The sequence below is a fragment of the Robbsia andropogonis genome, from assembly GCF_000970345.1.
GTDB classification, from domain to species: domain Bacteria; phylum Pseudomonadota; class Gammaproteobacteria; order Burkholderiales; family Burkholderiaceae; genus Robbsia; species Robbsia andropogonis.
This window is the reverse complement of sequence record NZ_LAQU01000033.1, coordinates 34,519-46,104: the sequence shown is the minus strand read 5'-3', so window position 1 is coordinate 46,104 and position 11,586 is coordinate 34,519. Positions and strand designations below refer to the sequence as shown.

Annotated in this window: 11 protein-coding genes; 10 read left to right on the top strand and 1 reads right to left on the bottom strand. The window is 60.3% G+C overall.

Annotation, left to right across the window (positions count from 1 at the left end):
• From WM40_RS21595 to WM40_RS28185, 4 genes are all read left to right on the top strand, one after another.
• Window positions 1-357: 2-oxo acid dehydrogenase subunit E2 (locus WM40_RS21595; RefSeq protein WP_201779162.1), on the top strand; the 357-nt coding region annotated here is incomplete at its 5' end.
• Window positions 358-482: 125 nt separating this feature from the next.
• The gene (gene lpdA, locus WM40_RS21590) at window positions 483-1,910 is read left to right on the top strand and encodes a dihydrolipoyl dehydrogenase (RefSeq protein WP_024901322.1); all 1,428 of its coding nucleotides are present in this window, start codon (window positions 483-485) and stop codon (window positions 1,908-1,910) included.
• A 266-nt stretch (window positions 1,911-2,176) separates the two neighbouring features.
• Entirely contained in the window at window positions 2,177-3,274 is a 1,098-nt protein-coding gene (gene zapE, locus WM40_RS21585) for a cell division protein ZapE (RefSeq protein WP_046153950.1), read from the top strand.
• Between the two features lie 281 nt (window positions 3,275-3,555).
• Window positions 3,556-4,569 (top strand): transposase, encoded by a 1,014-nt coding sequence (locus WM40_RS28185; RefSeq protein WP_052738448.1) that lies wholly within the window; start codon window positions 3,556-3,558, stop codon window positions 4,567-4,569.
• A gap of 86 nt (window positions 4,570-4,655) precedes the next feature.
• On the opposite strand, the gene WM40_RS21575 is transcribed toward WM40_RS28185, so the two are convergent.
• Entirely contained in the window at window positions 4,656-5,093 is a 438-nt protein-coding gene (locus WM40_RS21575; protein WP_046153948.1) for a DUF2147 domain-containing protein, read from the bottom strand.
• A 383-nt stretch (window positions 5,094-5,476) separates the two neighbouring features.
• Between WM40_RS21575 and WM40_RS21570 the strand changes: the two genes are divergently transcribed.
• The 6 genes from WM40_RS21570 to WM40_RS21545 all read left to right on the top strand — a co-directional run bounded on the left by WM40_RS21570 (window position 5,477) and on the right by WM40_RS21545 (window position 11,543).
• Complete coding sequence (locus tag WM40_RS21570) at window positions 5,477-6,415, top strand: 2-hydroxyacid dehydrogenase (RefSeq protein WP_024901318.1); 939 nt, start codon at window positions 5,477-5,479, stop codon at window positions 6,413-6,415.
• Between the two features lie 152 nt (window positions 6,416-6,567).
• On the top strand, window positions 6,568-7,959 hold the full coding sequence (locus WM40_RS21565; RefSeq protein ID WP_046153947.1) for an amino acid permease: 1,392 nt from the start codon (window positions 6,568-6,570) through the stop codon (window positions 7,957-7,959).
• Window positions 7,960-8,096: 137 nt separating this feature from the next.
• On the top strand, window positions 8,097-8,312 hold the full coding sequence (locus WM40_RS21560) for a hypothetical protein (RefSeq protein WP_046153934.1): 216 nt from the start codon (window positions 8,097-8,099) through the stop codon (window positions 8,310-8,312).
• Window positions 8,313-8,489: 177 nt separating this feature from the next.
• On the top strand, window positions 8,490-9,506 hold the full coding sequence (locus tag WM40_RS21555; protein ID WP_046153946.1) for a LysR family transcriptional regulator: 1,017 nt from the start codon (window positions 8,490-8,492) through the stop codon (window positions 9,504-9,506).
• A 100-nt stretch (window positions 9,507-9,606) separates the two neighbouring features.
• Complete coding sequence (locus tag WM40_RS21550; protein ID WP_046153933.1) at window positions 9,607-10,512, top strand: dihydrodipicolinate synthase family protein; 906 nt, start codon at window positions 9,607-9,609, stop codon at window positions 10,510-10,512.
• Between the two features lie 173 nt (window positions 10,513-10,685).
• Window positions 10,686-11,543, top strand: a complete 858-nt coding sequence (locus tag WM40_RS21545) for an ABC transporter substrate-binding protein (RefSeq protein ID WP_236693629.1) — start codon at window positions 10,686-10,688, stop codon at window positions 11,541-11,543.
• Window positions 11,544-11,586: the final 43 nt, after the last annotated feature.

Sequence of the window (11,586 nt, the reverse complement as noted above, 5' to 3'; positions counted from 1 at the left end):
GATCAAATGAGCGTTGCCGAGATCGAGAAGAAGATTGCCGAGTTCGGTCAGAAGGCGAAGGAAGGCAAGCTGTCGCTCGACGACATGACGGGCGGTACGTTCTCGATCTCGAACGGCGGCGTGTTCGGTTCGATGCTGTCGACGCCGATCATCAACCCGCCGCAGTCAGCCATCCTCGGCGTGCATGCGACGAAGGAACGTGCGGTCGTCGAAAACGGCCAGATCGTCATCCGCCCGATGAATTACCTGGCGATGTCCTATGACCACCGGATTATCGATGGCCGCGAAGCCGTGCTGTCGCTGGTCGCGATGAAGGACGCACTGGAAGATCCGGCGCGCCTGTTGCTCGATATCTGATCCAGGCCCGATTCCCTTCGGGAATCGATCGGCATCGGCCCGGACCCGGTGGTGGGTGTGCCCGCGCTTCGCGCGCGTGTCATCGTGCCGGGTCGGCCTCAAGGAAGAAACCATAGAGGAGCGTTATGTCCCAGGAATTTGACGTTGTCGTCATCGGCGGCGGCCCCGGCGGTTACATCGCCGCGATCCGTGCCGCGCAGCTTGGCAAGAAGGTTGCCTGTATCGAAAAGTGGAAGAACCCGAAGGGCGATCTGAAGTTGGGCGGCACCTGCCTGAACGTTGGCTGCATTCCGTCGAAGGCGCTGTTGGCATCGTCGGAAGAGTTCGAGAAGGCGTCGCATCATCTCGGTGACCACGGTATCAATGTCTCCGGTGTCTCGCTGGACCTGGCGAAGCTGCATGGGCGAAAGGACGGCATCGTCGAGAAGATGACGAAGGGGATCGAGTTCCTGTTCCGCAAGAACAAGATCACCTGGCTGAAGGGCCATGGCACTTTTATCGGGAAATCCGACGCCGGCTATCAGATCAAGGTCAGCGGTGACAGCGAGGAAGCGGTCACGGCGAAGTACGTCATCATCGCGACCGGCTCGAAAGCGCGTCACCTGCCGAATATCCCGGTGGACAACAAGATCGTGTCGGACAATGAAGGTGCACTGGCGTTCGACAGCGTACCGAAGAAACTGGCCGTCATCGGTGCCGGTGTGATCGGGCTGGAACTGGGTTCGGTATGGCGCCGCCTGGGCGCCGACGTTACGATCCTCGAAGCATTGCCCGCATTCCTGGGTGCCGCCGACGACGCGTTGGCCAAGGAAGCCAGCAAGCAGCTGACAAAGCAGGGTCTGAAGATCCATCTCGGCGTGAAGCTCGGCGAGGTCAAGGCCAGCGACAAGGCCGTGTCGATTGCTTATACAGATAGCGACGGTAAGGCGCAGACGCTGGAAGCTGATCGCCTGATCGTGTCCGTCGGGCGGGTGCCGAACACCGATAACCTGGGGCTGGAAGCAATCGGCCTGAAAGCAGACGAGCGCGGCTTCATTCCGGTGGATGACCATTGTGCAACGTCACTGCCGAACGTCTATGCGATCGGTGACGTGGTGCGTGGCCCGATGCTGGCCCACAAGGCGGAAGATGAAGGCGTGGCCGTGGCGGAGATCATCGATGGCCAGAAGCCGCACATCGATTACAACTGCATTCCGTGGGTGATCTACACATCACCCGAAATCGCATGGGTCGGCAAGACCGAGAAGCAGTTGAAGACGGAAGGCCGCGAGGTCAAGGCGGGGCAATTCCCGTTCATGGCGAATGGACGTGCGCTGGGGATCGGTCAGTCGGATGGTTTCGTCAAGGTCATCGCCGATGCAAAGACCGATGAGATCCTGGGCGTGCACATTGTCGGGCCGAATGCATCGGACTTGATCGCCGAGGCGGTGGTCGCAATGGAATTCAAGGCGGCCGCGGAAGATATCGGCCGCATCTGCCACCCGCACCCCTCGCTGTCCGAAGTGATGCGCGAAGCAGCACTGGCAGTCGACAAGCGTGCATTGAATATGTAATGCGTCCTGCCGACATGCTGTTTGCAGCGTGGCGGCTGACGGCAGTGGCACATGCCGGCAGTGCGTGCCGTCGTCGCGGGTCGGATACGATATGACGATGGCGCTACTCGGTGGGGGCGGTGCGGAAAAAGGCGGTCGGGGGCAGCTCCCCGGTCGCCTTTTTCCGTTTGCACTACAATCCGAGCTGCCGTTGAGCGCAGTGGAAAGTGGCGACCTGGCATGCAATGACGCATGTGATACAGCAAGACGAAACGAGTCTGGGGCCGATGAACGTTACCGAATACTATGAACAGGCGCTACAGGAGCGCGGCTATACGTCAGACGAAGCACAGCGTGCGGCGGTCGCCCGTTTGCAACGCTGCTATGACGACTGGGCAGCATACAAAAGTCGGCGTACCAATGCCCTGAAGCGGCTGGTCAACCGGCCGGCGCTTCCGAAGGGCGTGTATATGTGGGGCGGAGTAGGTCGTGGTAAAAGCTTTCTCATGGACAGCTTTTTTACGGTCGTGCCATTGGCGCGCAAAACGCGGCTGCATTTCCACGAGTTCATGCGTGAAGTGCACCGCGAACTGGAAACGCTGAAAGGCCGCGCCGATCCGCTGGACGAGCTTGCGACGCGGATCGCGAAGCGATTCCGGCTTATTTGCTTCGACGAATTTCACGTATCCGACGTTGCCGACGCCATGATGCTGCATCGGTTGCTCGATCCGCTGTTCGCACGTGGCGTGCAATTCGTGATGACATCGAATTACCCGCCGGATGCGCTCTACCCCGATGGTTTGCACCGCGATCGGCTATTGCCTGCCATTGCCCTGATCAAGGAAAAGCTCGACGTCATCAATGTGGATGCTGGCATCGATTATCGGCGGCGCACGTTATCGCAGGTAAAGGCTTATCACGTGCCGGCGGACGCGGCTGCGGACAAGGCGATGCGCGATGCATTCCAAAAGCTGGCCGGGGTGCCCGATGAAAGTCCGGTGCTGCATATTGAAAAGCGCGAGCTGAAGGCGCAGCGGCACGCTGGCGCGGTGGTGTGGTTCAACTTCGCCACGCTATGCGGCGGTCCGCGGTCTCAAAACGACTATCTCGAATTGGCCGCGCGTTTTCATACGATCTTTTTGTCCGACGTCCCGCAAATGCCCCCGCGCATGGCATCCGAGGCACGACGCTTTACGTGGTTGATCGACGTGCTCTATGATCATCGCGTCAAATTAATCATGTCCGCGGCTGTTCCAGCCGAGTCGCTTTATCTCGAAGGACCAATGGCAAACGAATTCGCACGCACGGTGTCGCGTATCACTGAGATGCAATCGGAGGAATATTTGCAGTCCGAACGGCGTATTGTAGATACGTCGCTTACCTGAGCGGATTTGTTCCCTGGCCTAGTCTTTATATTCCTCATTTTTCTTCTCAGCCTATCCCGTTTAACGCGCCTGCTTCGAGCCGGCAGGTGCAAAAATCTCGTTTTCATCCAATATAGGCGAAGCATTGTCGTACCATCGGTAGTTTCCGACGCATCCTATTTATAAAATTTCGGCATCCCGATAATGTTTCTCGGACAGATTGCCGCGACAGGTTACGGAATCAGTGCTGTCGCGCATCGGTACCAGCGTGCGCCAACCGTGCGCGTATTTAGGAGACAGGGATGAAAGCGTTTCGGGAAATAACCGACCAGGAATGGAATAGTGTCGAGCCTTTGCTGCCAGAATGCAGGCCGCAATCGAACCGCGATCCGCGGGGCCGGCCGATGAAGAACCGGCGCGCGTGCATGAACGCGACGCTGTTCGTCATGTTAACCGGCGTATCGTGGCAAATGCTGCCGCGCAAGTATCCGTCGTATCAGACCTGCCATCGCTGCTTCAAGGCCTGGTATGACGCCGGTGTGATGCACAAAGTGGCAAACATGCTGTTCAGCCAGGACGCGCCGGAATTCCTTGCACTGGTAGCGGCACGTGTACGCATCGCGTTGCGGGAAACGCGTGGTGGCGTTGATCGCGCTATCAAGGGCAAGGCGGCACCCGATGGCGTGAGAGGTGGATCCGGCGACAAGGCGCCGAGGGCACCGGCCCGGCCGGCGGCAAAGCCGATCGTCGTAAATGCGCGCGCGCGGGCATTGCCGCAGCCTTTATCGACACCCGCGCGCAAATCGCCAAAGGTGATGAAACCGGTAAAGGCGCAAAAGGCGTTGGCGCCGTCGAGTAAACCGTCTTCGTCGCGAACCAGGCAAGCGAAGCGCGCAACGCCGCAAAAGGCCTCGGTCAATGCGACTCCGAAGTCGGCGCCCAAGCCGGCCTCGAAATCCGGCGTGAAGGCGATGGCAAAGGGTGCTCCGGGCCGTGTCGCAAAACACGCAACGCCAGCAGCACCGGCGGCGCGAAAGACGGCTGTGAAGTCTGCGGCCCGAGGGGCAGGGGTAAAGGCGGCCAAGTCAAAGGACAGCGCCAAGCCACTGGTGGCAAAGCGTGTGGAAAATCGCGGGCCCGGTCGCAACGGCGCGACCCGGGAGCGGGCCGCCCATGCAGATGTCGTGCGACCGCTTGCCGGCGCAACGCATGCGACTGGCACGCGTCAGGGGCATGCCAGCGCCGCACCGCGCCGCCGGAAGGCTGTGGAAAAGGCGGTGAGCGAAAGACGCGGCGCCAAGCCTATCGCGGCGTAGGCGCGCCGTAGCCGGGCGCCTTGCTTGGCGCGGCACCGCATACCGTGGATCGGTTCTGTGCCGTGCAATGCCGGTTTTGCCCCGCTTTATTCCTCGCGGAACCAGGTCTGTGAGCGCCCTAGCAGCGACACACCGATATACCCTCGCACGACGAGCTTGCGTCCGCCGTCTTCCAGTGACATCTTGCAGCGGTAGAGTTTGCCATTTTCCGGGTCGAGAATGCGCCCCTGATCCCATATCGCACCGTTGGCGCGCATCTTGTCGATGATGCGCAGGCCTTGGATCAATTGGTTCTTTCGATCATCGGTGCATTCGTCGCAGCGTTTTTCGGGATTGGCATCCTTGTCGAGCACCTTGATGATCTTCCCGGACAATGACCCGTCCGGTTCCGTATAGATGCGAATCAGCGCCCGCGGTTCACGCGTTGCGTCATCAATCGTCTTCCAGATTCCGATCGGCGTCGCAGTCGCCGAAGGGGCGGCGGCCATGGTAGGCGCCGCCGTTTGCGCTTGTGCCGATGGCATTGCACCGGACAATCCGAACACGATGAGCGCGGATAGCGCGATGCCGGCGGTCCGGCGCTGCGATGGGTGCGTGGTGGCGGGAAGGGAAGGGGCGGCCATGGCCGACGAGGGCGAGACGTGGATCAAGGACATACCGCTGTGCTCCTAAAGGCAGGCAAACGAGAGAAAGCATACGACAGAACGGTGCCCGCGGGTCGGCGCGGCGTCCCGCGATTGGTCTAGAAACCTTTCCGGTCGATCCAGGCTAAGGGTTTGTCCCGCGAAATTGTCGACGTTACACTGCCTATTCAGCGTCATCGCGCAACGCGCATGCCAGCGAGACGGCATCCGATACGTGGTTCGATCCGATGCAGTGCCTTCAATCGATAGGGAGAAAGACGACGATGGTGTTGTTGGTAAAATCTGGCGGGCAGGCCGCGCTTCCCGAATGGCAGGCGTTGTTTGCCGAATGCCTTCCTGAACTCACGGTGAAGGGTTGGGACGATCCCGATATCGATCCCCTGGCGGTGCGTTACGTGCTGGTCTGGGAGCCGACGCCTGGTCGTCTGGCGCAGTATCCGAACCTGCAACTGGTTTTGAGCACCGCTGCCGGCGTCGACCATATCCTCGCCGATACGGCCCTGCCGGCGCATCTCGACATTATCCGCATGGTGACCGGGGAAACGTCGGCGCGCATGGCGGACTTCGTCACCATGGCCAGTTATGCGCTGCTGCGGGAACTGCCGCAACTGGTTTCGTCGCAGCGCGCGGGGCGTTGGGACGAAGCGCGATTGGGGACACTCGCGAGCGAGACGCCGGTGGCGATGCTGGGGCTGGGCGAATTAGGTAGCGTCGCCGCGGCGCGCCTGGTCGCCAACGGTTTTCCGGTGCTGGGCTGGTCGCGTACGAAAAAAACCTTGCCTGGCGTGGCGTGCTATGACGGCGAGGACGGATTGGACCGCGTTTTGGCTCAGGCCCGGATTGTCGTCAACCTATTGCCTGACACCGCGCAAACCAAGGACATTCTTAATGCGGCGTTGTTGGCCAAGCTGCCGCGCGGCGCGGGGTTGATCAATGCCGGACGCGGCGCACAACTCGACACCGGTGCGTTACTGGCGGCACTCGATAGCGGTCAGGTGGGCGCGGCGATACTCGACGTATTCAAGGTGGAGCCGCTGCCGTCGGACGATCCGCTGTGGTGCCACCCGAACGTGATCATCACCCCGCATGTGGCATCCGATGCTTCGCGCAAGGCCAAGGTCCGGCAGGCCGCGAAGACGATTCAGGCGCATATGACAGGTGCGCCGATGGGGCATCGCTTCGACCGTTCCCGGGGTTACTGACGGAGCAGGCGGCGCCACCGTCGCCTTCTAGGTTTAATCTGAGCATTTAATCGTTCTCAGGCGCGGTGGGCTGCGAGACAATAGCTGCTTTTTTGCGCATCGTCCTCGCGTTGGGAACCGACGTCACCGATGCGCCAGCAAGGCGGCACACGATGACGAATGGGCAGACACGCACCGATAAGACGGCGCCGTCACTTCACCGCGGTTTAAAAAACCGCCATATTCAGCTGATTGCCTTGGGCGGTGCGGTGGGAACCGGGCTTTTCCTGGGCATTGCGCAGTCGATTGCACTGGCCGGTCCCGCTGTTCTGCTGGGTTACGGGATTGCCGGGCTCGTCTCATTTTTCATCATGCGGCAGTTGGCCGAGATGGTGGTCGACGAGCCGGTGTCGGGGTCGTTCAGTCATTTCGCCGGTAAGTATTGCGGCGATGTGGCCGGCTATATCGCCGGGTGGAATTACTGGACGCTGTATGTTCTCGTCAGTATGGCCGAACTGAGCGCCGTGGGTGTCTACCTGCACTACTGGTGGCCGCACCTACCCACCTGGGTGGCCGCCGCGATCTGCTTCGTCCTGATCAACGGACTGAACCTGTTGCACGTGAAGGCGTTCGGCGAGGTGGAGTTCTGGTTCGCATTGATCAAGGTCAGCGTCATCCTCGCGATGATTGCCTTTGGCGGCTGGCTGCTGTTCAGCGGGCAGGGGGGGCCGCAGGCCAGCGTCGCCAATCTCTGGCGCGACGGTGGCTTTTTTCCGCACGGCGTGGGCGGCCTTGTCGGTGCGCTGGCGATCATCATCTTTTCGTTTGGTGGTCTAGAACTCGTCGGTATTACTGCCGCGGAAGCCGAGGATCCGGGTCGCAGTATCCCGAAAGCGACGAATCAGGTGATCTATCGCATTCTCGTGTTTTACGTCGGTGCGCTGGCTATTCTGCTGGCACTTTATCCGTGGCGTCGGGTTGCCATCGGCGACAGTCCCTTCGTGATGATCTTCGGCGCGCTGGGTAATCGCTACCTGGCCGATGTACTGAACCTCGTCGTGTTGAGCGCCGCCTTGTCTGTGTATAACAGTTGCGTGTATGCCAACAGCCGGATGCTGCACGGCATGGCGGGGCAAGGGCGGGCACCACGCTGGTTCGGCAGCGTCGATCGCCGTGGCATTCCGTTCGCGGCACTGGGCGTGTCCGCGGCGGCCACCGCGATCTGTGTCGTGTTGAACTACGTGATGCCCGGCAAGGCGCTGGCGCTGCTGATGGCGCTCGTTGTATCGGCGTTGATGATCAACTGGGCGATGATCAGCGTCACGCATTGGCGTTTCCGTCGATGCAAGGCCGTCCAGGGGAAGCGCACCACATTTCGCAGCATCGGTTATCCGCTGACAAATCTCGTCACCCTGGCATTCATGGCCCTGGTACTGGTTGTGTTGTGGCGTGATGCGCAGACGCGTTTATCGGTCTGGTTGATCCCGCTGTGGCTCGCGGCGTTGACGTCGGCCTATCTGATTCGACGCCGTCGCCGGCACGCAAGCGGCGTGCATCGTTCGTAGCCGGCTGCCACGAAGTTAGCGCCGTGGCAATTATTTTGTCCGTGGCAGGCACGATAGAAGCATCTGCGATACCATTCTGTCCTGGCCCGGTGCCAGAATTTTTCTGACATTGCGATGGCGGTTTGGTACGTAATCAGATGGAAAAAACTTTCATGTCGCGCAAGGCGGTGATCGCGTGGCTGATCGAGATTCGCCGTAAAACGTTCGATGAATCCCCGGCCGGCCGCCAAGCGATGGCGAACGGGGAGTTGGCGGTTTTGGATCGGCTGATCCTGGATGTGCGTGCCGCACGCGTCGACACGTTCGCCATGCGGCACCCGCGCGAGTGCCAGGTGATGATTGCCGCGGACTGAGCGCGCGACGCGTGTGCGTCAACGATGAAGGCGCGCCTATAATGTGGGCTCGTCGGCGCGCTTGCAGGCACCGTCTGCTTGGAGGCTCGGGGGCTGTCATGGTGCTTGGGCCGGGCCAACGCCAGGGCAGACATGCCGCGTCTGGGTGGCGTGCGCCCGTATCGACCTCGGACCAACGTGAATCTCAAATTCCTGGAAACTTTTATCTGGGTCGCGAAGCTGCGCAGCTTCAGTCTGGCCGCCGATAAATTGCATTCGACGCAGGCCGCCATTTCCAGTCGTATTTCCGTGCTGGAACAGGAGTTGGGCAGCAAATTATTCACCCGCGATCCGAAAGGCGTCAAACTGACCCGTGCCGGTGAACGGGTGTTATTGCATGCCGAGCAGGTTGCCGAATCGATGACGCGCCTGCGTGCGTCCCTGCATGACGAAAAGCAGGCATTCGGCACGATCCGCGTAGGCGCGATGGACAGCGCGGTGCATTCCTGGTTTGTCGATTTTGTCGCGGATGTCATGGCGCATTATCCAAATCTCGATATCGAGGTGACATCGGATACCGCGCTGACACTCAACGAGCAACTGCGGCGCGGCATGCTTGATATCGTCATCCAGACCGATATGTTGCGCGATGAAACCATTCGCAGCATGGAATTGTTGCAATTACCGGTCAGTTGGATCGCTGCGTCCCACAGCAATGTCGTGACCGATGTCGATACGTGGCTGCGCGGTGTCGGCGCGATGGACGCTGCGGGGGCGCCTGCGTTGGACGGGCGGCGGAAACGGACCGCGGCGGGCGCGCCACCAGATCCAACCGCTGGTCTGCGTATTCTTGGCCGTGAGCGACTCATCACCTATTCCCGGCACTCGCGGCCACACCAGGACCTGCTACGACTGATGCAGTCATATGGCATCAGCGAATCGCGTGTCAGTTGCGTCAATTCGGTAGCGGCGATGATCCAATTGACGCAAGCCGGTTTCGGCGTGGCCGCCATGCCACCTGTCCTGGTGCAGAGTCGCTTGCAGAGCGGTGAATTGCGGATGCTGACCGGATTGACGGCGCCTCCACCGTTGCCGTTCGTCATTGCTTGGCGTTCCGGTACCGATTGGACCGAACGTCTTGTCGAAATCGCGCGGGAATCGGTCCGCAACTATGCGGAAAAACTCGGTGCCGAGCTGGTGACGCTTACCGTCTGACCCGTCAGGTCAACGGCCGATACCTCATATTCCACTTGACGCGTGATATTTGTATACAAATGATATGCATATCATATGCATTTGTAGAGAGTATGCCGTCATGGCTCATACCGCGTTTCAAGGCACGTACACCGTCCTGATCACCCCTTTTACCGAGGACGGTCGACAGGTTGACGTTCCGGCACTGCGCAAACTGGTGAATTGGCAGATCGAAGAGGGCATTCACGGTGTGATTCCGTTGGGCAGTACGGGCGAATTCCTGTCGCTGAAGGACGATGAGCGCATCCTGGTGGCGCAAACCGTGATCGATGCCGCGGCAGGACGGGTACCCGTTCTGTTAGGTACCGGCATGGAGTGGACCGACGATGCGGTCGCGCGCGCCAAGGAAGCACAGGAACTCGGTGCCGATGGCGTGATGGTGATCCCGCCGTTCTACAGCACGCCCACTGAAGACGAATTGTTTGCACACTATCGCGCGATCGGCGAGGCGATCGACCTGCCGATCATGATCTACAACAACCCCGCCACCGCGAATGTCGACATGAAGCCTGATCTGGTATCGCGGCTCTCCCGGATCGATAACGTCTGCTACATCAAGGAGTCGACGTTGGAAGTCACGCGGGTGCGCGACATCGTGGAGGCTTGCGGAGATCGGATGACCGTGTTCGCCGGCATTCTCGGTTACGAGTCCATGTGCGTGGGCGCGCGCGGTTGGGTGGCGGTATGTTCGAACTTGCTGCCGAAGCTGTCCGCCGAGTTGTTTGAACGAACAGCGCTGGACAAGGACATCGATGCCGGCCTGGCGATTTACCGCAAGATCCTGCCGATTGTTCGGTGGGTGGGTGGCCATCGGTATGTTAGCGCGTCGAAGGCCGGGCTGGAGATGATGGGGTTGCCGTGCGGCAATCCGCGCGCGCCGAGGCTGCCATTGACGGAGGCCGACAGGCTCGCGCTGCGTGCCGACCTCGACGTATTGGGCGTGACTGGCTCGCTAAGCGATCGATGACGGGCGCTGATCTCGGACCACAGCAGCGCCGCAAAGGATGTGGTCGTCGTGGGTCGGTACAGGGCTGATGCCGCCAGGCAGGATCGCGGCGGATGATGGGTGGCCCGGAATGCATCTTGCATGCGTGGGTGATGGATCTTATCGTAAGGATTCCTCTTAATAAGGAGTGGGTGATGCAGCAGCGGACATGGAGTGAAAGCGCGGGCCGGATGTGGCGGGTGGCGGTGAAGGGGAGCATGGCGGTTGTGGTGGGGTTCATCGGTGCGACCGCGCAGGCGGCCTGTGTGTCGCCGGTGCCGGCCGACGCGCTGATCAAGGCGGGTACGTTGGTCATGTCGACGAACCCCACGCTGCCACCGCTTCAGTATATCGACGGTAACGGTGCATTGAAGGGCATGCGAATCGAATTGGGCGAAGAGATTGCCAAGCGCCTGTGCCTGAAGCCGGAGTATGTGAAGATCGATTTCGACGCGATGGTCCCCGGGTTGCAGGCCGGCCGATGGGACGTGATCAACACCGGGATCTTCGTCACCGATGCGCGCAAGAAAATCATGCAGATGATTCCTTACGAGAACCAGGCGATCAGCCTATCCGTGGCAAAGGGTAATCCGTTGAAGATTGTGAAGACGGATGACCTGTCGGGCAAGACGGTGGGCGTGGAGATCGGCGGTTTTGAAGAAGCGCAGGCGCGCAAGATGATCAAGGACATGCAGGATCGCGGCCTGTCCCCCTTCACATTGCGGACATTTGACTCCTATGCGGTGGCGTACCAGGCGTTGTCGGCGAAACAGGTGGACGCCGTCGTGTCGATCGATGCGGTGGCGGGCGGTTACCAGCAGAAAGACGGCTTCACGCGAGCGTTGAGTGGTATCGCGCCGACACCGGTTGCACTGGCGGCAAAACAAGCGGTATTGGCGCAGGCTATCACCAAGGTGCTCGACGAGATGCAGCAGGACGGCAGCTATGCGAAATTGTTTTCCCGGTACGGCATGCAACCATTCACCACGCCGATCGCCATCGCCCAGCCTTGAGTCCTCAAGGCAGGCTTTCGATGGATGCACGGTCTTTTTCGTG

What these genes read in the sequence shown, in the direction of transcription:
- lpdA (WP_024901322.1), top strand. Translation starts at nt 483, where the DNA reads ATGTCCCAGGAATTTGACGTTGTCGTCATCGGCGGCGGCCCCGGCGGT.
- zapE (WP_046153950.1), top strand. Translation starts at nt 2,177, where the DNA reads ATGAACGTTACCGAATACTATGAACAGGCGCTACAGGAGCGCGGCTAT.
- WM40_RS28185 (WP_052738448.1), top strand. Translation starts at nt 3,556, where the DNA reads ATGAAAGCGTTTCGGGAAATAACCGACCAGGAATGGAATAGTGTCGAG.
- WM40_RS21575 (WP_046153948.1), bottom strand. Translation starts at nt 5,093, where the DNA reads ATGCCATCGGCACAAGCGCAAACGGCGGCGCCTACCATGGCCGCCGCC.
- WM40_RS21570 (WP_024901318.1), top strand. Translation starts at nt 5,477, where the DNA reads ATGGTGTTGTTGGTAAAATCTGGCGGGCAGGCCGCGCTTCCCGAATGG.
- WM40_RS21565 (WP_046153947.1), top strand. Translation starts at nt 6,568, where the DNA reads ATGACGAATGGGCAGACACGCACCGATAAGACGGCGCCGTCACTTCAC.
- WM40_RS21560 (WP_046153934.1), top strand. Translation starts at nt 8,097, where the DNA reads ATGGAAAAAACTTTCATGTCGCGCAAGGCGGTGATCGCGTGGCTGATC.
- WM40_RS21550 (WP_046153933.1), top strand. Translation starts at nt 9,607, where the DNA reads ATGGCTCATACCGCGTTTCAAGGCACGTACACCGTCCTGATCACCCCT.
- WM40_RS21545 (WP_236693629.1), top strand. Translation starts at nt 10,686, where the DNA reads ATGCAGCAGCGGACATGGAGTGAAAGCGCGGGCCGGATGTGGCGGGTG.